Annotated in this window: 21 protein-coding genes; 9 read left to right on the forward strand and 12 right to left on the reverse strand. The window is 64.4% G+C overall.

Annotation, left to right across the window (positions count from 1 at the left end):
* Nucleotides 1-135 precede the first annotated feature (135 nt).
* Nucleotides 136-1320 (reverse strand): pyridoxal phosphate-dependent aminotransferase, encoded by a 1185-nt coding sequence (locus EJ077_RS05870; protein ID WP_208700360.1) that lies wholly within the window; start codon nt 1318-1320, stop codon nt 136-138.
* 82 nt (nt 1321-1402) lie between these two features.
* On the opposite strand from EJ077_RS05870, the gene EJ077_RS05875 reads away from it, so the two are divergent.
* The 4 genes from EJ077_RS05875 (at nt 1403) to denD (ending at nt 4363) form a co-directional block, all read left to right on the forward strand.
* Entirely contained in the window at nt 1403-2089 is a 687-nt protein-coding gene (locus tag EJ077_RS05875; protein WP_208700362.1) for a GNAT family N-acetyltransferase, read from the forward strand.
* Between the two features lie 14 nt (nt 2090-2103).
* Nucleotides 2104-3096, forward strand: coding sequence for a cation diffusion facilitator family transporter (locus tag EJ077_RS05880; protein ID WP_208700364.1), 993 nt, complete (start codon nt 2104-2106; stop codon nt 3094-3096).
* Nucleotides 3097-3172: 76 nt separating this feature from the next.
* Nucleotides 3173-3385: a hypothetical protein gene (locus tag EJ077_RS05885; RefSeq protein ID WP_208700366.1), complete on the forward strand. Its 213-nt coding sequence runs from the start codon at nt 3173-3175 to the stop codon at nt 3383-3385.
* Nucleotides 3386-3397: 12 nt separating this feature from the next.
* Nucleotides 3398-4363, forward strand: coding sequence for a D-erythronate dehydrogenase (gene denD, locus EJ077_RS05890; RefSeq protein WP_208700368.1), 966 nt, complete (start codon nt 3398-3400; stop codon nt 4361-4363).
* 47 nt (nt 4364-4410) lie between these two features.
* Here denD and EJ077_RS05895 read toward each other — a convergent pair whose 3' ends face one another.
* The 4 genes from EJ077_RS05895 to EJ077_RS05910 all read right to left on the reverse strand — a co-directional run bounded on the left by EJ077_RS05895 (nt 4411) and on the right by EJ077_RS05910 (nt 8566).
* On the reverse strand, nt 4411-5622 hold the full coding sequence (locus EJ077_RS05895; protein WP_208700370.1) for a nickel/cobalt transporter: 1212 nt from the start codon (nt 5620-5622) through the stop codon (nt 4411-4413).
* Entirely contained in the window at nt 5619-6287 is a 669-nt protein-coding gene (locus EJ077_RS05900; protein ID WP_208700372.1) for a DUF1007 family protein, read from the reverse strand. The genes EJ077_RS05895 and EJ077_RS05900 overlap by 4 nt, the downstream gene beginning before the upstream one ends.
* 179 nt (nt 6288-6466) lie before the next feature.
* Nucleotides 6467-7366: a LysR family transcriptional regulator gene (locus tag EJ077_RS05905; protein WP_208700374.1), complete on the reverse strand. Its 900-nt coding sequence runs from the start codon at nt 7364-7366 to the stop codon at nt 6467-6469.
* Nucleotides 7367-7369: 3 nt separating this feature from the next.
* A complete protein-coding gene (locus tag EJ077_RS05910; RefSeq protein ID WP_208700376.1) occupies nt 7370-8566 on the reverse strand; it encodes an amidase in 1197 nt (398 codons plus the stop codon).
* A 542-nt stretch (nt 8567-9108) separates the two neighbouring features.
* Between EJ077_RS05910 and odc2 the strand changes: the two genes are divergently transcribed.
* Together odc2 and EJ077_RS05920 are read left to right on the forward strand one after the other, a co-directional pair.
* Entirely contained in the window at nt 9109-10242 is a 1134-nt protein-coding gene (odc2, locus tag EJ077_RS05915; protein WP_208700378.1) for an ornithine/lysine decarboxylase, read from the forward strand.
* Nucleotides 10243-10340: 98 nt separating this feature from the next.
* Entirely contained in the window at nt 10341-10916 is a 576-nt protein-coding gene (locus EJ077_RS05920) for a GNAT family N-acetyltransferase (protein ID WP_208700380.1), read from the forward strand.
* A gap of 83 nt (nt 10917-10999) precedes the next feature.
* Here the strand turns inward: EJ077_RS05920 and EJ077_RS05925 are convergent, their stop codons facing one another.
* The 4 genes from EJ077_RS05925 to EJ077_RS05940 all read right to left on the reverse strand — a co-directional run bounded on the left by EJ077_RS05925 (nt 11000) and on the right by EJ077_RS05940 (nt 13044).
* On the reverse strand, nt 11000-11284 hold the full coding sequence (locus EJ077_RS05925) for an SCP2 sterol-binding domain-containing protein (protein WP_208700382.1): 285 nt from the start codon (nt 11282-11284) through the stop codon (nt 11000-11002).
* A 197-nt stretch (nt 11285-11481) separates the two neighbouring features.
* Complete coding sequence (locus tag EJ077_RS05930) at nt 11482-12003, reverse strand: hypothetical protein (RefSeq protein WP_208700384.1); 522 nt, start codon at nt 12001-12003, stop codon at nt 11482-11484.
* 29 nt (nt 12004-12032) lie between these two features.
* Nucleotides 12033-12458: a hypothetical protein gene (locus EJ077_RS05935; protein ID WP_208700386.1), complete on the reverse strand. Its 426-nt coding sequence runs from the start codon at nt 12456-12458 to the stop codon at nt 12033-12035.
* 13 nt (nt 12459-12471) lie between these two features.
* Nucleotides 12472-13044, reverse strand: a complete 573-nt coding sequence (locus EJ077_RS05940; RefSeq protein ID WP_189591020.1) for a rod-binding protein — start codon at nt 13042-13044, stop codon at nt 12472-12474.
* 338 nt (nt 13045-13382) lie between these two features.
* On the opposite strand from EJ077_RS05940, the gene EJ077_RS05945 reads away from it, so the two are divergent.
* Nucleotides 13383-14357: a glycosyltransferase family 8 protein gene (locus EJ077_RS05945; RefSeq protein WP_208700388.1), complete on the forward strand. Its 975-nt coding sequence runs from the start codon at nt 13383-13385 to the stop codon at nt 14355-14357.
* Between the two features lie 99 nt (nt 14358-14456).
* Here the strand turns inward: EJ077_RS05945 and EJ077_RS05950 are convergent, their stop codons facing one another.
* Genes EJ077_RS05950 through flhA form a run of 3 tightly spaced genes read right to left on the reverse strand, consistent with a single transcriptional unit; the run spans nt 14457 to nt 17675 of the window.
* Entirely contained in the window at nt 14457-14837 is a 381-nt protein-coding gene (locus EJ077_RS05950) for a hypothetical protein (protein WP_208700390.1), read from the reverse strand.
* A 1-nt stretch (nt 14838) separates the two neighbouring features.
* A complete protein-coding gene (gene fliR / locus EJ077_RS05955; protein ID WP_208700391.1) occupies nt 14839-15591 on the reverse strand; it encodes a flagellar biosynthetic protein FliR in 753 nt (250 codons plus the stop codon).
* The gene (gene flhA / locus EJ077_RS05960; RefSeq protein WP_127869888.1) at nt 15588-17675 is read right to left on the reverse strand and encodes a flagellar biosynthesis protein FlhA; all 2088 of its coding nucleotides are present in this window, start codon (nt 17673-17675) and stop codon (nt 15588-15590) included. The genes fliR and flhA overlap by 4 nt, the downstream gene beginning before the upstream one ends.
* Before the next feature lie 116 nt (nt 17676-17791).
* Between flhA and EJ077_RS05965 the strand changes: the two genes are divergently transcribed.
* Both EJ077_RS05965 and EJ077_RS05970 read left to right on the forward strand, forming a co-directional pair.
* The gene (locus tag EJ077_RS05965; protein WP_208700393.1) at nt 17792-18091 is read left to right on the forward strand and encodes a putative quinol monooxygenase; all 300 of its coding nucleotides are present in this window, start codon (nt 17792-17794) and stop codon (nt 18089-18091) included.
* A gap of 216 nt (nt 18092-18307) precedes the next feature.
* The gene (locus EJ077_RS05970) at nt 18308-20089 is read left to right on the forward strand and encodes a chloride channel protein (protein WP_208700395.1); all 1782 of its coding nucleotides are present in this window, start codon (nt 18308-18310) and stop codon (nt 20087-20089) included.
* Nucleotides 20090-20094 lie beyond the last annotated feature (5 nt).

A 20094-nucleotide genomic window follows, 5' to 3' on the forward strand; every position in this document is an offset into this window, starting at 1 on the left:
TCCAGGGACCGTAGCGATTCCCGACAGGCTCGCCCAGCCTTGGCCGTGAGCCTCCGGACGGATCATGACACCGTCATCGCAGCCGACACTGGCGCGGAGGGAGATTGATGGAGCAAGCGCGCCCTGCCTTGACGCTCACTTGGCGAGGAACGTCCCGATCCGCTCCAGCGCGCGCAGGATGTTTTCCTCGGAGTTGGCGTAGGAGAGCCTGATATAGCCTTCTCCGAGAATGCCGAAATCGGGGCCGCCGATCAGCGCCACGCCGGCCTCGTCGAGCAGGGCCGAGGCGAGCTTCTTGGCCTTCCAGCCGGTCTTCGAGACGTTGGGGAAGGCATAGAAGGCGCCCTTGGGCGTGATACAGGAAATGTTTGGCAAGGCGTTCAGGCCGTCGACCACGATCTTGCGGCGGTTGTCGAAGGCGCGCATCATCGTGTCGACGTCGTCTTGGGGGCCGTCGATGGCCGCGATGCCGGCGAACTGGCTGGGCGCGTTGACGCAGGACCAGCAATTGACCGCCAGCTTGCGTACCTTGTCGTAGAGATGGGCGCCCTTGTCGCCGTTCGGCCAGATCGACCAGCCCATGCGCCAGCCGGTCATCGCCCAGGTCTTCGACCAGCCGTTGAGCACGATCAGCCGGTCGCGGATTTCGGGGTAGGCGAGCAGCGAGCAATGTGTCTCGCCGTCATAGGTCATCACGTCATAGATCTCGTCGGAGAGGATGGCGACGTCAGGGTGCTTCTCCAGCCCCTTGACCAGCTTCTCGATCTCGGCGCGGGGCGTGACGCCACCGGTCGGATTGGCCGGCGAGTTGAGGATCAGCAGCCTGGTCTTCGAGGTGATCAGCGCCAGCGTCTCCTCGGCCGAGAAGGCGAAGCCGTTCTCCTCGCGCATCGGCACGGGAATGGGGGTCGCACCGGTGAACTCGATCATCGAGCGGTAGATGGGAAAGCCGGGGTCGGGATAGAGGATCTCCGCACCCGGTTCGCCGAACATCAGGATGGCGGCGAACATGGTCGGCTTGCCGCCGGGCATGATCATCACCGCCTCCGGCGAGACCTCGACGCCGGTGGTGGTCAGCGTGCGGCGCACCACCGCCTCGCGCGTGGCCAAAAGGCCGTTGGCGGGCGTGTAGCCATGGTGGCCGTCACGCAGCGCCTTGATCGCCGCCTCGACGATGTGCTGCGGGGTCTTGAAGTCTGGTTGGCCGATGCCGAGGTTGACGATGTCGCGGCCCTGTTGGGCAAGTGCCGTTGCTCGCGCCAGCACCGCGAATGCATTTTCCTCGCCGAGACGGTCGAAGGCCGAAATCGTGTGGAGCATTTTTCCCGTCCCTGTGGTTCTTACTCTGCGGCAGCGTTTTTGTGAGCGTCCGCTCGCAAAAGTCAACGGATTGGAGATTCTGGTGTCGGAAAATCTTGAAAACTGGCAGCCACGTCCTCGGCCCGAGCGCAAGGTGCTGGAGGGACGGACCGTCAGGCTTGAGCCGCTGAACGCCGCGAAGCACGGCGACGGTCTCTACGAAGCCTCGTCCGTATCCGACGTCGGTGGCCGCTTTGCCTGGTTGCCCGACCATCCGCCGGAAACCCGCGCTGCCTTCCAGCCATGGCTGGATAAGGTGGAGGCGAGCGAGGATCCGCTGTTCTTCGCCGTCATCGACAAGGCCAGCGGCAAGATCGCGGGACGCCAGACGCTGATGCGCATCGAACCGGCCTATGGCGTCATCGAAATCGGCAACATCTATTGGGGACCGCTCATCTCGCGCAAGCCGGCGGCGACGGAAGCGCAGTTCCTGTTCATGAAATACATCTTCGACGAACTCGGCTATCGCCGCTACGAATGGAAGTGCAACAACCGCAACGACCCGTCGAAGCGCGCGGCGGAACGGTTCGGCTTCAAGTTCGAGGGCATTTTCCGCCAGCATCTCATCGTCAAGGGTGAAAACCGCGACACCGCGTGGTATTCGATCATCGACAAGGAATGGCCGGCTCTGCGCAAGGCTTATGAAGCTTGGCTCGATCCGGCCAATTTCGATGGCGACGGCCAGCAGAAGAGGCGGCTCGAGGATTTTCGCGCGGAATTCGGCGCCTAACGGGAGTTTGCCATTTGTCGCATACCCACGATCACGGCGGGCAGGATCACGGCGGCCATGACCATGGCGCCGGCCATGTGCATGGCTCGACCGACAAGAAGCGCGTCCTGATCGCGGCCTGCCTTACCGCCGGCTTCATGGTTGCCGAGGCGCTCGGCGGTCTGTTTACGGGGTCACTGGCGCTGCTGGCCGATGCCGGCCACATGCTCGCCGACGCCATTGCGCTCGGCCTGGCGTGGTACGCCTTCCATCTGGCAAGCCGGCCAGCGACCGGCCAGCTCACCTACGGCTTCGGCCGGGTCAAGACGCTGGTGGCCTACACCAACGGCATCGCCATCTTCGTCATCGCGCTGTGGATCGTCTACGAGGCTTGGGATCGCCTGCAGACACCGGCGCCGGTGCTGGGTGGACCGATGCTGGTGGTGGCGATCCTCGGCCTGCTGGTCAATATAGGCTCCTTCCTGGTGCTGCATGGCGGCGATCGAGACAACCTCAACATGCGCGGTGCCATCCTGCATGTGCTTGGCGATCTGCTCGGCTCGGCCGCCGCGATCGTGGCGGCACTGGTCATCCTGGCGACCGGCTGGACGCCGATCGACCCGATCCTCTCCGTGCTGGTCTCGTTGCTGATCCTGTCCACCGCCTGGTCGCTGATGCGTGCCGCCGCCCACGTCCTGCTCGAAGGCGTACCGCCAAGCCTCGACCGCGACCTCATCGCCGGGGACATCCAGGCAACGGTCGAGGGCGTGCGCGAAGTGCATCATATGCATATCTGGTCGATCGACGGGACAAGCAGCATGGCGACGCTGCATGCGTGCCTCGACGAGGGCGTCGATGCGCATCAGGCCGTCAGCGCCATCAAGAAGCGGCTTGCCAGCGAACACGGCATCAGCCATGCCACCGTGGAACCGGAATTCGGCCAGTGCGCCGACGATGGCGACGACCACTACCACGATCATGAGCATGAGCACGACGCGGCTGCGCATCACGGTCAGTCCGGTCGATGACCTTCGATCGGACCTGCCTCAGGAGTTCCCCAGCTTTGAAACTTAGGCCGATGAACGACCGCCGCTCCGGTGCGGCATGATGGACCGTGACACGCGCAATGCGGCCATCGCGGCGATATGGATCATGCTTCTGTTCGGCATTGCCGCCTTCTACTTGCCGACCGTGATGTTGGCACTCGGCAGTTTTTCGACTGTGCTGGCGGGTATCTTCGGCACCGTCTTCGTGCTGGCGTTTTTCTTGGTGTTCTGGCTGCGCGCGCGCACCCAGCGCAAAAATCGGGACAAGTAAGGGATATCGGACATGCGCATTCTGATCACCGGCGCCGCGGGCATGATCGGCCGCAAGCTCATCGCCCGGCTGGCCAAGGACGGCACGCTGCGGGGCAAGAAGATCACCGCGCTCGATCTGCACGACATCGTGCCACCGCAGGCGCCGGCCATGGACGGCGTCAGCATCAGCCTACACACCGGTGACCTTGCCGATGCGGGCGCCGCCGAGAGCCTGGCTGCGTCGCGTCCCGATGTCGTCTTCCACCTCGCCGGCGTCGTGTCGGGTGAGGCGGAAGCGAATTTCGACCTCGGCTACCGCGTCAACCTCGACGGCACGCGCGCGCTGTTTGACGCCATCCGCCTGGGCGGCTTCGCGCCGCGCGTCGTCTTCACCTCGTCGATCGCGGTGTTCGGCGCGCCGTTCCCGGATGTCATACCCGATGAATTCCACCCGACGCCGCTGACCTCCTACGGCACCCAGAAGCAGATGAGCGAAGCGCTGCTCGCCGACTACTCCAGGCGCGGCTTCTTCGACGGGATCGGCATCCGGCTGCCGACGATCTGCGTGCGGCCGGGCAAGCCGAACAAGGCGGCCTCGGGCTTCTTCTCCGGCATCATCCGCGAACCGCTGAGCGGGCAGGAGGCGATCCTGCCGGTGCCGCGCTCGGTCGTGCACACCCATGCCAGCCCGCGCTCGGCGGTGAATTTCCTGATCCATGCGGCTGGCATCGACGGTGCTGCCGTCGGGCCACGCCGCAACCTGACGATGCCGGGCGTCGCCGTCACCGTCGGCGAGCAGATCGAGGCGCTGGAACGCATTGCCGGATCGAAGACGGCAAGCCTGGTCCGCGAGGTTCCGGACGAGACGATCTGGGCGATCGTCAAGGGCTGGCCGACCCGGTTCGAGGCGCGGCGGTCAAGGGAACTCGGCTTCAGCGCCGAGAAGAGTTTCGACGAGATCATCCGCGCCCATATCGAGGATGAGCTCGGCGGCTAGATACCTGGTTAGAGGTCCGCAGCCACCCGTTCGATCGTGGTGGAGGCCTAGACGCTGCCCGTCAGGCTCGCCGACAGCAGCAGCAATCCGAACAGGAAGACGAAGGCGGCGCCGCCGATCTCGACGATCGAGTGGATACGGTTGCCCATGCGGCCATCGCCGGCGAAATAGACCGCCCAGTTCTTGGCCGTTACCGCGATCGTCGCCAGCGCCGAGACGGTGATGGCGGTGCCGATCGACATGGCAAGCACCGACAGCAGGCCGCCGAGCCAGAGCCCGTTGAGCAGCGCGAAGCTCAGCACGATCAGCGCGCCTGAGCAGGGGCGGATGCCGACGGCGGCCACCGCCGTCCAGGCGGTGCGCCAGTCGAAGCGGTCTCCCGACAGCAGCGCCGGATCCGGCGCATGCGAGTGGCCGCAGGTTTTGCAGACCTCGCCCGCCCCATGATCGTGATGGGTATGATCATGGTGCGCGTGGTCGTGATGATGGTCATGGTCGTGATGATCGTGCGCATGGCCATGGGCATGCTCGTGATCATCATGGGCGTGCGAATGCGCGGTGTGGCTGTGGACGGCATGCGAATGGGAATGGGCGCCATGAGAATGACCCGCATGCGAATGACCCGCATGCGAATGGCCCGCGTGCGAATGACCCGCGTGCGCCGCGGACAGGCTGTAGGCCGGGCCTCGCCCGAACAGCCGCAGGACCGAAGGGCCGAGCTTGCGCCACAGCAGCCACGCACCGAACAGGGTGACGAAAACAAAGCTCATGATCTCCATGAACCAGGCGGCGTCGGTCATGGAGACGGCGGTGCCGCGCAGGACGAAATAGGCGACCGCCATCACCGCGACCGCGGTCAGGCCCTGCAACAGCGCCGAGACGAAGGACAAAAGGATGCCGCGCCGCAGCGCCACTTCGTTGGCCACCATGTAGGAGGAGATCACCGCCTTGCCGTGGCCGGGGCCGGCGGCGTGGAAAATGCCATAGGCGAAGGACAGGCCGATGAGCACCCAGAGCTTGCTGTTGTCCTGGCGCATCGCCTTCATGGCCGTCGCCAGCGCGCGATAGAATTCCTGCTGCCTGAGATTGATCCACATCAGGATATGGGCGAACGGACCGGTGGTGGGCGCCATGCCGTCATTGACGCCGATGCCGAGCGAACTCTGGGCGTGCGCGGCGTCGGCGAAGTGCATCATGGCAAAGGTGAGGGCCAACAGGCCGAACGCCAAACGCAGGGACGGTTTCGTCACCGGATTCATCCTTCTGGCTGACAGGTCAGTTCGAGCTTGGTGGCGAAGATCTTGCTCATGTCGGTGCCTGTCGGATCGTTGAAGAAGGCGTCCGTCAGGGTCTTCTGGTTTTCCTTGATGGCTTCGTCCGGGTCCGGCCGGATGACCTTGCTCGCGCAGTTCGACGGTAGGCCTTCGACCGATATGTTGGAATCCTCGGTGAAGTCGATCGCGGTATAGAAGGTCGGATCGTAGACGCCGATGTCGATCTTGCCGGTCAGCTTGATCGGCGCCTTCGGCTCGGACTCGAACAGGATGATCAACTGGTCGTTGTCGAAATTGGCCATCAGGTGGGGCGGCGGCGTCATCGCCACGTCCTTGCCGTTCTGCGTGACGAGCTGGAAGTAATTGAACTCGGCCAGTGAGGCATGAACGGTGTCGGCGACCTCCTTCAGCTCCTTGTCGTCAAGCTTCAGGTCGGAGTTCTTGTCGAACTCCATCATCACCGTACTCGAAAACAGATCGTCGAAGCGCCAGAGATGGCGCAGTGCTTTCACACTTTGGTGATCCGGGGCCAGGATCACGTCGAGGCGTGCCTCGGCGAAGACGTGCGGATGCACCTCGGCCGGTCCCGTCGCGGCGAAAGTCGCCGCCAAGGCCGAAGCCAGCGTGATTGCGTGCCGTTTCAAATGCATTCGCGGTCGCGATTCCCTTGGCTTTCGGAAAGAGTTGCCGAAGGTTACCAGAAAGGGGGCGAAATTGGGACTGTCGGCGCATGTCACCCATAAGTGCGCGGCGGTTCTGGGACACGGCACGCAGGCAACGAGAACTCAAAGCGCATCGCGGCGCGACGCGCCTCGATGACTGCGGCAGGTCAGGCGCTCTCACGCGTCCTGAACCACTGCACCAGGAAGTCGACGAAAACGCGCACCTTCGCCGGCAGATAGCGGCGATGCGGATAGACGGCGAAGATGCCGCCGCCCGACAGGATGCGGTCGTCGAGCACCGCCACCAATTGGCCGCTCTTGAGGTCGGGCGCGGCGATGAAATCCGGCAGGATGCAAAATCCCAGCCCCGACAAGGCCGCGGCGCGCGCGGCCATCGGGCTGTTGACCTCGATCGGGCCCGACACTGCGATGCTCACCGGATCGCCATTGTCGCCCTTGAACGGCCAGTTGTTCAGGCCGCGGCCATTGGTGTCGACGATGCAGGGCATGTGGCCGAGATCCTGCGGCCGTGTCGGCATGCCATGCCTGGCGATCAGTTCGGGCGAGGCGCAGAGCTTGATCGAGAACGGCGCCAGCCGTCTGGCGATCAGCGACGAGTTCTCCAGCCGCGAGATGCGCACCGCGAGGTCGAAGCCCTCCTCGACGAGATCGACGAAGCGGTCGTCGAGCTGGATATCAAGCACGATGTCGGGATACTGCTTGGCGAAGTCGATCAGTGACTGGCCGATCGGCGCGTCGGCGAATGTGCGCGGCGCCGACAGCTTGATGCGGCCGCGCACGTCGCCTGAGGACTCGCGCACGGCGTCGGCCAGGCTGTCGACTTCGCGCACGATCTCCGAGGCGCGACGGTAGTAGGTGTGGCCGGCCTCGGTCATCGAGAACTGGCGCGTGGTGCGGTTCAGCAGCAGCGCGCCGAGTTCGTCCTCCAGCTCGCGCACATACTTCGACAGCAGCGCCTTGGAGCGGCCGATCTTGCGCGCCGCCGCCGAAAAGCCCTCGGCCTCGACGACGTCGATGAAGGCGCGCATGCGGGTCAGCGTGTCCATTATTCAGGCCCTCTGTGCTGCGTCGAGAAGTTTTCGGCCGAGCCGTATCAGGGCAATGTCGCTGCCGGAAGGGCCAAGCAGCGAAAGTCCAAACGGTGCGCCGGCGACCGAACCGATCGGCAAGGTGATTTGGGGAAAGCCGGAGAGCCCGGCCAGGCACAGAAGGTTCAAGGCGCGCTCGCGATAGGCCTGGAACTGCTCGGGTGTGCTGTCGACATAAGGCGCCGGACCCGGCACCGTCGGCAGAATAAGGAAACCGTCCTTGCCGAGCAGGGCGCTCAATTCACCGCGAAAGGTCAGCCGGCGTACTTTTTCGGCCTGTGCCGTGCGATCGTCGACGGCACGGCCGAAGCCGAACCGCTCTTCGACCCCAGGCCCAAGGTCGGGCTCGCCGCTGGTGATCCATTCGCCATGCACCGTCCAGGCCTCCTTGGCCTGCAGCCGGCGGAAGCACCAGTAGAGTTCATCAGGAGGAGAGCTGAAGCGCGTCGTCGGCGTCGCCGGCGTGCCGAACACCTTGCTCGCCAGCGCCTTCATTCCCGCATATTCGGCGAGCGCCGGCCGGGCGACCATTTCGTCCAGCCAGCCGAGCGTCAGCGGGCGGTCCAGCGAATGCTGGTGCGGATCGCGGCCAAGCAGCAGCTTGCCGACGGTCTCGTAGGTCTCGATGTCATCGGCGAACCAGCCGAACGTGTCGAAGCTCGGCGCCAGTTGCATGGTACCGTCGAGAGAAATGCGGCCATGCGTGGTGCGGAGGCCAATCAGCCCGCAGAAACTCGCCGGCGCGCGGATCGAACCCCCGGTGTCGGAGCCGGTGGCGATGTCGGCCAGCCTGCCCGCCACCGCCGCCGCCGACCCCGACGACGAGCCGCCGGTGACGCGATCGGGAGCCGCGGGATTCTCGGGAAACGGAAAATGCGCGTTCTGGCCGAACAGGGCGAAGGCGAGCTCGTCGGTCTGGGTCTTGCCGACGAAACGCGCGCCCGCGTCGAGAATCACCTGCACGGCGAGTGCCGTGCGCGAAGCGGTGTGGCCTTCGGCGAACTTTCGCAAATTGCCGCAACCGGTGCGGTAGCCGGCAACATCGTAAATGTCCTTGACCGCCAGCCGCAGCCCGGCCAGCGGCCCGAGCTCGGCATGCGCCACCGGCATCTGGCGGAGATCGAGGAAGGCGTTGAAGGGGCCATGCGTGCCTGTCATCGTTCGATATCCGGATACGGTTGCGCCAACATTGTTCGATGCCAGAAATTTTACAACCTGGGATACGATTTTTATTGATTGTGAAATGCTTCGCTCTTATATCGCGCTTGCCCAAAGTCGCACGTGCCTGTGGGTGTCCGCCGATCCTCGAATGGTGAGGGAAATCGGTAAGGTAACTGGAGCCAACCCCTCCAGTCGGTTTAGCGGCCAACCGCCAGACCGAGGACACCTTGAAGCAACGACGGTGCGGGCCTTTCTGGTTCTCTGCCGGTTGTCCAAAGACCGGGGTTACTGAAGAGGCACACCTTCATTGCCGGCAGTGCGGAACGGGGTTCTCCCAATCCAAGCCAAGGCAGACAAAGCGAACCGAAGCCGGGCAAGGCCAAGGTTCATCGCCGCGAGACGGCGTTTCATGGTTCCGGGGTCTCCACCGGCTGGTTCCATGGATTTTCCGTCCCGCCTTTGTTTGACCGCGTGTTCGCGAGGCCGACAGCCCGCGCCCGCACCCTTGTGCGCGCCGAAAGGCGCGATGGAGAAACCCGATGGCCACCCAGCGCATCCTCGACTTCCTCGCCACCCGACGTCCGTCCGGCCCCTGCCTCGTCGTCGACCTCGATGTCGTGCGCGACAATTTCCGCGCCTTCGAGAAGGCCCTGCCCGATTCCAAGATCTACTATGCGGTGAAAGCAAACCCGGCGCCGGAAATCCTGCGCCTGCTTGCTGCGATGGGCTCGTCCTTCGACACCGCTTCCGTTGCCGAAGTCGAGATGGCGATGGACGCCGGTGCGCCGGCGGACCGCATCTCCTTCGGCAACACCATCAAGAAGGAGCGCGATATCGCACGCGCCTACCAGCTCGGCATCAAGCTGTTCGCGGTCGATTGCGTCGAGGAGGTCGAGAAGATCGCCCGCGTCGCTCCCGGCGCGCGCATCTTCTGCCGCGTTTTGACCGATGGCGAAGGCGCCGAATGGCCGCTGTCGCGCAAGTTCGGCTGCGTGCCTGACATGGCCGTCGACGTGCTGCGCCATGCCAAGGGCCTCGGCCTCGACGCCTATGGCGTGTCGTTCCATGTCGGCTCGCAGCAGACCGACCTGACCGCATGGGACCGTGCGCTGGCCGACGCCAAGAAGGTGTTCGCCACACTGGCCGAGGAAGGCATCGTGCTCAAGATGGTCAATATGGGCGGCGGTTTCCCGACCCGGTATTTGCGTGACGTGCCGGCGGCGCAGGCCTATGGCCAGGCGATCTTCTCGGCGCTGCGCAAGCATTTCGGCAACGCCATTCCCGAGACGATCATCGAGCCGGGTCGCGGCATGGTCGGCAATGCCGGCGTCATCAAGTCGGAAGTCGTGCTGATCTCGAAGAAGGCCGACAACGACAATGTGCGCTGGGTGTTCCTCGACATCGGCAAGTTCGGCGGCCTGGCCGAGACGATGGACGAGGCGATCCGCTACCCGATCGTCACCGCGCATGACGGCACCGAGACCGCGCCTTGCGTGCTCGCCGGCCCGACCTGCGATTCGGCCGACGTGATGTACGAGAAGACCCCGTATCCGCTGCCTTTGTCGCTGACCATCGGCGACGAGGTGCTGATCGAAGGCACCGGCGCCTACACGACCACCTACTCGGCGGTCGCCTTCAACGGCTTCGAGCCTCTCCGATCCTACGTGATCTGACGGTTCGAAAGAGCCGATCAGATCATCCCAGGTGGGCGCCCGTCGCCCGCTTGGGCTCGCCTGTGGAACAGATCTCCGCTCGTGAAGGGATCGCGGAAATGGAAATGTCAGTTGAAATCATAGCTCATGCGCCGGCCTTCGCCGTGGTCGCCGAAACCGTTGCCGACGTGGCGGCGCGCGAAGCCTTGCTCGATCGCGCCATGGGGCCGAAGCGCAAGGCCAAATCGTCGGAAAAGCTGCGGCGTGGCCGTCGGCCCTCGGAGGGTCTTGCCTTCGTCGCGCGCGATGCCTCGGGCGGCGTAGCCGGCACGGTGCGGCTATGGGACGTCACGCTGGGCGAGGGTGGTTCGTCGGCGCTGCTGCTTGGCCCGCTCGCCGTCGACCCCTCGCTCAAGAGTGCCGGCATCGGTTCGGCGCTGATGCGGCACGCCATCGCGGAAGCCGCACGCCTCGGCCATGCGGCGATCCTGCTGGTTGGCGACGAGCCCTACTATGGCCGCTTCGGCTTTTCGGCCGCCAGGACCGGTGCGCTCGCCATGCCGGGACCTTACGAGCGGCACCGCCTGCTGGCGCTGGAACTGGTGGAGGGCGCGCTTGACGGCGCCGAGGGTACGCTGAAGGCGTCCGGCCGCAAGCTTAAGGCACAGGCGCCGATCCTGGCGCGCGAGGCTTAAGCGCGACTGCCTTCAAAACAAAACGCCGCCCGAAAAGGCGGCGTTTTGGTCTTCTCAAAGCCGCTTCTGGCGGCTACGTCCCTTCAGCCGATCAACTGGCTCAGCGCCATGGCGACGGTCATGTCGCCTTCGACCTTTATCTTGCCGGTCATGAAGGCCATGGTCGGATTCAAGTCGCCCGCGATCAGCGAATCCAGATCGTCGAGCGAGAGCTTGATGGTGCAGTCGGCGGGGGCGTCCGTGGTCGAGACGGTTGCGCCGTCGATGACGATGACGCCGTCGCTGCCGGTGTCGAATTTCACGGAACGATCGAACCCGCTGCTGGCCACGCGCGACCTGATCTTCTCGGCAATCTCCTGAACGCTCACGCTGTTCTCCTGTCTGGTTGCATTCTGTCGCGCAACGGCACTTCGGTCCAGCCGGAGGCCATGCTGCTTTTCTGGGCGATCATAATCGCTGCCGCATATAGCTTTGGATTGACGTTTACGTCAACGCAAATTGAGGAAATCGGCCCCGGCGCCAAACTGTTATCGGGGCCGCTGGCGCCTGCCCGACGGCCGATAGCTCAATGCGCGCTGACCGGCTTAGGCGTCTCGGTCGCAGGGGCGCTGGCGTCCTGCCGCCGGCGCAGCCAGTTGTCGCGGATCTCATCCTTGCTCAGGAAATTGACCTGATCGATCAGGACCTCATGCACCAGGGTTGCGCCGACACGTGTGTTGATCGTGTCGCGGATGGCGGCGCGAAAGGCATCGAGGTCGACCGTCGCCTTCTTGGTGAAGTCGATCTGGGGATGGCCGTAGAGATAGCTGTAGACCTCGTCTGTAATCAGCGCCTCGGCCGGGATCGACAGCTTCTTTATCTGCTCCGGCTCGACGGTGTAGACGAGCTTGGCCAGGAAGTAGCCGTCGATCTTTGAATCGTGGATCAGCGGCACCGAAATGACGTCGGTCTTGACGTAATCCAGCCCGCCCAGCATCGGCTTGGGTTTCTCGCCGACGCCGCGTTCGCCGGCGGCCTGGAACGAATAGAACACCGCGCCGAGCGTGGCGGCGCAGACCCAGACCGCTATGGCGATGACCTTGATCATTTTGAACCCGAGCCCGGCATCGCCGCGCTCTAACCTTTCACCCTGCCGAATTCGCCGGCGGAGTAGGTCCCATCGGTTTCGGCGCGCTGGATGGCGCTGCGCAGCAGGCCGGCGACCTCGTTGACGGCGCTCAGATGCGCCAGGATGGCGGCCTCGTTCTTCGCCAGCTTCTGGCGCAGCCGGGTCAGGCCCTCGCGATGCTGCTCGAGGAATTCGGCCTCGCTGCCGCCCTTCATGGCGCGGGTGAGCTCGTAGAGATAACGGCTCTTGCGAGCGTTCGACGCCTTCAGGTCATAGCCTGTATCGCTGCGGATGCCGGCGGTCTCTTCCTCGACCACCTCCTCGATGCGGCCGATGATGGCGGCAAGGTTTCCGGGCCGGGCGAATGGGGCCGGTGCGTCCGACGCGGTCGCTCGTGCTGGCAGGTTGGCGGTGAATTCGGAAGAGTCGGCCATGGTGTTTCCCAGTCTAGATCTTGATGTCTGTTTTTATGGTTGTCTCGTCGCCGGTCATCGACCTGGCGGCCTTGCGCTGCAATTCCTGGACGAGCGAGGTGGACAGACGGGTTTGCTGATCGATCTCGGTCTTTTCCGGTCCATTCGAGACCGGGCCGATCGGCACCTTGCGCTTGCCGTCCATGTAGTGGTCGGCGAGCAGCGACTTGGCGATGCCGATGCCGCCGCGATCGGCCATGACGTCGGCGACGCGCTCGGCGAGCTGCGATTTCCACATGTCGCCGGCAAGACCCGTACCGTAGACGCCCTCGGTGTCCTTGGGCAGCATGTTCTGGATGAAGGTCTGCAAGACCATCGCCTCGAACTTCTTGAACTTCTTGGCAGGATCGGCCGTGGCTGCGGCCTTGTCGGCCGTCGCGCGTGACAGGATCGAGCCGGCATCGACAGAAGCCGCGGTGTCGACCGAAAACGTGCCGGCGACGCCGCCGGCGCGCTTGGTCAGCGCGGCGCGGGCAGCCTCGATATCCATCGGATCGGCAGCTCGGGCGACATCCATCACGATGTCGCTGGGTGGAGAAATCGCCAAGAAAGTCCGCCTTTTACCGGGTTTCCTTAGCCAGGACCATGCCTCAACAAGCTTGTGGCAGGCTTGCGGGGAGGGCTGACTGACCCAAGCCAGAGCCAAGGGATCTCGCGACGCGGCCATTTCTCGTTGCGCTGTTGGCCTGGCTGATGCTGGTCTCGATGACCTTGCCGGTGACCTCAGTAGCTTTTCCGCACACGGCGCAAATAAATTGGTGCCACTAGCAATTAGGCTTGCTGCGGTTTCGATGTCACCAGTAGAGATCGGGGCATATGCCTGCTCGCGGGCATATGCCGTCGGCACGCTCGCCGATGTCTGTCAGGAATATAAGGCGGATCAAGATGACCACCTGTCTCAACGTCGCCCTTTGTGTCGACAGCGGAAACGTCGACCAAGCGGCTATAACGATTGCTTCAGTGCTGGCGCATCTCTCACTCGGGCCACCCCTGACTTTTCACGTATTTTATGACGCGCCACCCAGCCGTCGCTCCCGCCGCATAGAAAGGCTGCGAGTGGGTCCACATCGTGTGTTCGTGCGTTACGTCGAGAACCGGTTTCGAGACATGGCGCGCTTTGATCACGTTACGCCCGCGGCGTTGCTGCGGCTGCAACTTGGCGAGTTTCTTCCCGACCTGGATCGCGTTCTCTATCTCGACGCGGATATCCTGGCGGTGGCTGACATCCGGCCGTTGCTCGCTACCGATCTTGGTGGCGCCGTGGCCGGTGCCGTCCGGGATTTAGGCCTGCATGCGGCGCTGGCCGAGGAGGCGGCTACCGGCCGGCCTGACCATGTCTTCCATGTCCGCGACGCGCTCGGCTGGGACCCTGATGACTTCACCTATGTCAACTCCGGGATGCTGTTGCTTGACCTTGCCGCCCTTCGCCGCGAACGGTTCGGCGAGCGAGCGGGCCAACTCGTGCTCGACCATCCGCACAGGTTCCGCTGGCGTGATCAAGACGCCATAAATCTGCTGCTCCGAGGCCGCGTTGCCCTGCTGGATCCGCGCTGGAACACAATGGTCTGGCTCCTGGAGCGGGAGCCACGCCGGCACTATGTCGATATGGCCGCCGCGGCACTGCAGCGCCGCGATCCCTGGCTGTTGCATTTCTCCGGCGCCAGCAAACCATGGGACAGCCTTGTCGATATTCCGGATTATCGTCGCTGGTGGCGCGCGGCAATCCGTACCTCGCCGCTCTGGCGCCTGAGCTGGATCAGGCTGCTGCTCGCGACAGCGGTCACGTCGGTGTGTGGGGTCATCCGGAGAGAACGCAGGCGCTTGCGTGCAAAACTGCTCTCATCGAGCTCCACTCAATAAAGGCGCGGGGTCGTTCCATCGCGTGGTTGGTCTTCGTGTCGGTGAATGGCGGCAAAGACCTTTAAGGACCCTACTAGGGCGTGGTCTCAATCGCTGCGACTATTCCTGCCGCTTCTGCGTGATCAAATCGAGCCGCTCGCGGTCTGATCTCTCGCGCTCGTCGCGGTTGCGCACGTCCTTGTAGGCGCGCTCGACCATGTTGGTGCGGGCGCTTGCCGCGGCGATGAGGCCGGCTTCCTGCCTGGCGCTTTCCAGGCTCTCCTCCTGGCGCACGACAGCCTGGGCGATGCGGCGATGATAGAGATCGGGGAACAGGCTGGAGAGGGAATTGTCCTGGCCGAAATGGCCGATCAGTTCACGGGCCTCGGTCTCGGCGGCGTTTGCCGCGGCCACGAAGGTGGCGTGGCGGGTCTCGTGCAGGGCTTTCAGCTGCTCCTGCACCTTGACCAGTTTCCTCAAACGATCCTTGCGCGTGCTCATGTCACCTCGCCAGCGTGAGGTCGACGAAGCCGTCGACGAACAGCGACAGCATGGTGCCGATGGCGAAATAGAAGATCAGCATGCCGCCGGCGATGACGAAGGGCTGGGAGATGAAATAGATCGGAATCTGCGGGGTCAGCTTGTTGACGAAGCCGATGGTCAGGTTGACGAGAATGGCATAGGCGACGAACGGGCTGCCGAGGCGGATGACCAGGAAGAACGTGTCGGACACGGTGTCGGTGATGTCGACCAGCGCTGCCTGCGGGTTGAAGAAGACGTTGACCGGCGCGACCGTGTAGGACGTGACCAGGGCACGGACGATCTCGTGGTCGAAGTCGAAGACGAACAGCATCAGCAGCGCCGAGAACGAAATGATGGCGGCGAGCGCCGCCTGCGGCTCCGGCTCCTCGATCGCCGGTCCGCCGGAGCCGCCATAGCCGATCAGCATGGCGATGGCCGAGCCCATGAAGCGAAGCGCTTCCATGTAGAGCCTGGTCATGGCGCCGATCAGCCCGCCGACCAGCAGTTCCGAGATGATCATCGGCACCAGGACCTGCGGACGCGGATCGACGAAAGGAAAGATCTTGTCCCACAGAAAGGCGAGCAGACCGCCGGTGGCGGCGACCGCCACGAACAGCCTGACCTGAACGGGCACGCGGGCGCTGGACAGGCCCGGCATCAGCATGAAGCAGGCGCCGATGCGGCAGAAGGCGAGGAACGCCGCGATGACGACGGCCTGCGAGAGAACGCTCACGATATGGTCCCGAGCACCCTGATCTCGACGCCCTTGGCGATTTCGACGTGGGAGAGCACCGGCAGCGTGGTGAACAGGCGTTCGATGATCATGCGTACATAGGGGCGCGCGTCGGGCGCGGTGACCAGCACGAAGCGCTCGCCGGCTTCCAGATGTTTCTTGATCGCCTTGGTGGCGTCCTGGCCGAACTCCTCCAACTGGCGCGGATCGATGTCGAACTCGCGCACCTCGCCCTTGGCGTCGCGCTTGAGGCTCTGGTGGAAGGCAAGATCCCAGCGGTTGCCGAGGCGCAGCACCTTGAGCACGCCGCCTTCCGAGAGGTCGCCGCAGATCTGCTGGGCCATGCGGATGCGCACATGCTCGACTATCTGCTCGGTGCGGCGCACATGCGGCGCGATCTCGGCGATGGCCTCGATGATCAAATGCAGATTGCGGATCGAGACGCGTTCGGCAAGCAAAAGCTTCAGCACCGCCTGCAGGCCGGGATAGGAGATGTGGGTGGTGCAGATCTCGTCGGCGAGCTTGCGGTATTCCTGGTCCTGGCGTTCGAGCAACGCCTTCATGTCCTTGTAGGAGAGCAGCTGCGGCAGGTTGTTGCGGATGACTTCCGAGAGATGCGTGAGCAGCACCGACATGTTGTCGGCGAAGGTGAAGTTCTCGCGCTTCAGGTCCTCGGCGAAGGTTTCCATGACGGAGTAGGCGCGCATGCCGAAGGCGGGCTCGCGAATTTCCTCGCCGGGGATTTCGGGTATGTCGCGGTTGCCGAGCAGCACCATGATCTCACCGACGCGCATCGAATATTCGGCGACCACGGTGCCGTGCACCTTGATCTGATAACTTTTCGGCGGGATGGCGAAGTCGTCGGCGACACGGACTTCCGGTACGACGAAGCCGTATTGCTGCGCGAATTTCTTGCGCATCTTGGACATGCGGAAGACCAGCTCCTGATGCGAGACCAGAAGCCGGGTCGACAGCTGCTTGCCGATCAGGAGTTCGATCTCGGCGGTGGCGAGCGAGGCCTTGACCGAATTCTTTTCTTCCTCGGCCTTGGTCGCCTTCTCCTGGCTCTTCAATGCCTCGGCCTCGGCGACCGCCCGGTTGTGGCGCATCGGAATGACATAGCCGAGGCCCGCCATGCCGGCGGCCAGCGCGAAGAACGGGAACAGCGGCAGGCCGGGCATCAGGCCGAGCAGCACCAGCAGCGCGGCCGCCACATAGAGCGCGCGCGGATGAGCGCCGAGCTGGCCGAACACGGCCTGGTTGGTCGAGCCGCGCGTGCCGCCCTTGGAAACCAAGAGGCCGGCGGCCAGCGAGACGATCAGCGCCGGGATCTGGGTGACGAGACCGTCGCCGACCGACAGCTTGATGAACACGTCGGCGGCTTCGCCCATGCCCATGCCGTGCCTGATGTAGCCGATGGCGATGCCGCCGACGATGTTGATGGCGGTGATGATCAGGCCGGCGATGGCGTCGCCGCGGACGAATTTCGAGGCGCCGTCCATCGAGCCGAAGAAGGAGGATTCTTCTTCCAGTTCGCGGCGGCGCAGCTGCGCGGTCTTGTCGTCGATCATGCCGGCGGAGAGATCGGCGTCGATCGACATCTGCTTGCCGGGGATGGCGTCGAGGGTGAAGCGCGCGCCAACCTCGGCGATGCGGGTGGCGCCCTTGGTGATGACGATGAAGTTCACCACGATCAGGATCATGAAGACGATGAGGCCGATGACGAAGTCGCTGGCCATGACCAGCTTGGAGAATCCGGCGATGACATAGCCGGCGGCGTGCGTGCCCTCATTGCCATGCGACAGGATCATGCGCGTGGTGGCGATGTTGAGCGACAGGCGCAGCATGGTGGCGATGAGCAGCACGGTCGGGAAAGACGAGAAATCGAGCGGCCGCTGGATCCACAGCGCCACCATCAGGATCAGCACCGAAAGCGCGATCGAGAAGGCCAGCCCGATGTCGATGAGAAAGGCCGGGATCGGCAGGAACAGCACGGCCAGGATGATGACGATGCCGAGCGCGAAGAAGATGTCGCGGCCGTTCTTGGCCACCGCGCCGGGCTGGATGCTTTCGCTGATCGCCATTCTCGTCCTCGAACCCATAGGGCTGCCGAGCATGCGACAGCCCGGCGAGGGTAGCTGGCCAAGCTTGCGCGAGGGTGGGAGAGTGGCCGGATCGACTCTCTCGCGGAAGGATTTCCATGCTCTTGATCATCGGTACGATCCGCCTGCGGCCCGACAGGCTCGACGAGGCAAGGCCGGTGATGGAGCGCATGGTTCGCGCCAGCCGCGCCGAGGACGGCTGCCTTGAATATTCCTATGCGCAGGATGTGCTTGATCCCGGCTTGATCCGGGTCACCGAGGCATGGCGCGACCGGCCGGCACTCGATGCGCATTTCCGCTCGCCGCACATCGCCGACTGGCGCGCGAGCTGGCCGGGGCTCGGCATCGGCGAGCGCAATCTCTCGCTCTACGAGGCCGGCGAACCCATGCCGACCTGAACGGTCCGGCGCCCGGATCCTTGCCGGGCCGCCAGCGATGACGATCCCGGACTGACCACGGCGCCGGTGGCTTTCCGCTCCCAGGGCGGGAAAGGCCGGCGCGGGCGGTATCGGGGCCATATTGGCGCCTTCAGTGTCGGCATTGTGGTTGTCACGACGTGCCTCCCGGCGTATCAGGCGGGTCTTCCTTTGCCTTTGATGTCGGCGAGCCGCCCCGTGCTTTCCAGAAACCAGCCACAAGTCTACGCCCGCCGGCTGCGCGCGGTGCTTCTGAGGTCCGTCCCTCTGCTGGAGGCACGCGGCATTGCCGTGGTCATCCTGGCGGGCGTTGTCGGCGTCATGGCGGGCATGCTGGTCACCGCGATGAGCCAGATCGTGCAGGACCTGCACGGGCTGCTGTTCGGCGTCCAGCCCGGCGGGCGGCTGTCCGGCATGTTCTCGCTTAACAATCCGATGCAGGCGCTGATCCCGGCGATCGGCGGCATCCTGCTCGGGATATCGGTGGTCTGTCTGAGGCTTCGGAAATTCCGCACGCCGGTCGACCCGATCGAGGCCAACGCGCTCTATGGTGGGCGCATGTCGCTGACCGATACCTTCATCATCGTCGTCCAGACGATGATTTCCAGCGGCTTCGGCGCTTCGGTCGGCCTGGAGGCCGGCTATACGCAGGTCGGCTCCGGCGTCGCCTCGCGGCTGGCGCGCGCCTTCCGGTTGCGCCGCAACGATGTCCGCATCCTGGTCGGCTGTGGCGCCGGCGGCGCCATAGCAGCCGCCTTCGATGCGCCGCTGACCGGCGCCTTCTATGGTTTCGAGCTGGTCATCGGCATCTACTCGGTCGCCAATGTCGCGCCTGTCATGACCGCGGCGGTCTCCGCCTCGCTGACGGCGGAAGTGTTCGGCGGCGTGCCGTTTCCGCTCGAGCTCTCAGGGTTGCCGCAACTCACCGCTAGCCAATATGTGCCGTTCCTGCTGCTTGGCCTGCTTGGCGGGGCGGCCTCGATCGCCATCATGCAACTGGTGACGCTGATCGAACGCGGTTTCAACAGGCTGTCGGTCGATGCCTCGCTGCGCCCCGTCATCGGCGGTGTCCTGGTCGGACTCCTGGGGCTGATCACGCCGCAGGTCCTGTCCAGCGGCCACGGCGCGCTGCACCGCGAGTTTGCCATGAATTACGGGCTGGCGGTGGTGGCGAGCGTCTTCGTGCTGAAGCTGGCGGCGTCGGCCATCTCGCTGGGCTCGGGCTTTCGCGGCGGATTGTTCTTCGCCTCGCTGTTCCTCGGCGCGCTGCTCGGCAAAGCGTTCGCGGGCGTCATGGCGCTGGTCTCGCCGGCCACCGGCATCGACCCCTCCGTCGCCGCCGTCGTCGGCATGACGTCGCTTGCCGTCGGCGTCGTCGGCGGCCCGCTGACCATGACTTTCCTGGCTCTGGAATCGACCCGCGACCTGACGCTCACCGGCGTGGTGCTGGCTGCCTCGATCATGGCGGCGATCCTGGTGCGCGAGACCTTCGGCTATTCGTTCTCGACCTGGCGCTTCCATCTGCGCGGCGAGACGATCCGCAGCGCCCACGATGTCGGCTGGATGCGCAGCCTGACCGTCGGCTCGATGATGCGCAAGGACATCAAGACCATCGATGCATCGACGACGCTGGCCGCTTTCCGCGAGGCGTTCCCGCTGGGTTCGGCCCAGCGCGTGATCGCCGTCGATCCGGGGGATGAGTATGTCGGCGTGCTGATCGTGGCCGAACTGCACAGCGATCCTTCCGGAGGCGAGGTTCCAGTGCGCGATCTTGCCCAGTACAAGGATGCCGTGCTGGTGCCCAGCATGAACGTGCAGGCCGCCGCCGAGACCTTCCAGCGCGCCGGCGCCGAGGAACTGGCCGTGGTCGAGGACTTCGCCGACCACATCGTGCTCGGCCTGCTGACCGAGGGCCATTTGATGCGACGTTATGCCGAGGAACTGGAGAAGGCGCGCCGGGACCTGTCAGGGGAAGGGTAGGCGCC

The organism is Mesorhizobium sp. M8A.F.Ca.ET.057.01.1.1, from assembly GCF_003952565.1.
GTDB lineage: Bacteria > Pseudomonadota > Alphaproteobacteria > Rhizobiales > Rhizobiaceae > Mesorhizobium.

Coding starts and splice junctions, on each gene's coding strand:
- EJ077_RS05870 (WP_208700360.1), bottom strand. CDS start 1,320: ATGCTCCACACGATTTCGGCCTTCGACCGTCTCGGCGAGGAAAATGCA.
- EJ077_RS05885 (WP_208700366.1), top strand. CDS start 3,173: ATGATGGACCGTGACACGCGCAATGCGGCCATCGCGGCGATATGGATC.
- denD (WP_208700368.1), top strand. CDS start 3,398: ATGCGCATTCTGATCACCGGCGCCGCGGGCATGATCGGCCGCAAGCTC.
- EJ077_RS05895 (WP_208700370.1), bottom strand. CDS start 5,622: ATGAATCCGGTGACGAAACCGTCCCTGCGTTTGGCGTTCGGCCTGTTG.
- EJ077_RS05900 (WP_208700372.1), bottom strand. CDS start 6,287: ATGCATTTGAAACGGCACGCAATCACGCTGGCTTCGGCCTTGGCGGCG.
- EJ077_RS05905 (WP_208700374.1), bottom strand. CDS start 7,366: ATGGACACGCTGACCCGCATGCGCGCCTTCATCGACGTCGTCGAGGCC.
- EJ077_RS05910 (WP_208700376.1), bottom strand. CDS start 8,566: ATGACAGGCACGCATGGCCCCTTCAACGCCTTCCTCGATCTCCGCCAG.
- odc2 (WP_208700378.1), top strand. CDS start 9,109: ATGGCCACCCAGCGCATCCTCGACTTCCTCGCCACCCGACGTCCGTCC.
- EJ077_RS05920 (WP_208700380.1), top strand. CDS start 10,341: ATGGAAATGTCAGTTGAAATCATAGCTCATGCGCCGGCCTTCGCCGTG.
- EJ077_RS05930 (WP_208700384.1), bottom strand. CDS start 12,003: ATGATCAAGGTCATCGCCATAGCGGTCTGGGTCTGCGCCGCCACGCTC.
- EJ077_RS05935 (WP_208700386.1), bottom strand. CDS start 12,458: ATGGCCGACTCTTCCGAATTCACCGCCAACCTGCCAGCACGAGCGACC.
- EJ077_RS05945 (WP_208700388.1), top strand. CDS start 13,383: ATGACCACCTGTCTCAACGTCGCCCTTTGTGTCGACAGCGGAAACGTC.
- EJ077_RS05950 (WP_208700390.1), bottom strand. CDS start 14,837: ATGAGCACGCGCAAGGATCGTTTGAGGAAACTGGTCAAGGTGCAGGAG.
- flhA (WP_127869888.1), bottom strand. CDS start 17,675: ATGGCGATCAGCGAAAGCATCCAGCCCGGCGCGGTGGCCAAGAACGGC.
- EJ077_RS05965 (WP_208700393.1), top strand. CDS start 17,792: ATGCTCTTGATCATCGGTACGATCCGCCTGCGGCCCGACAGGCTCGAC.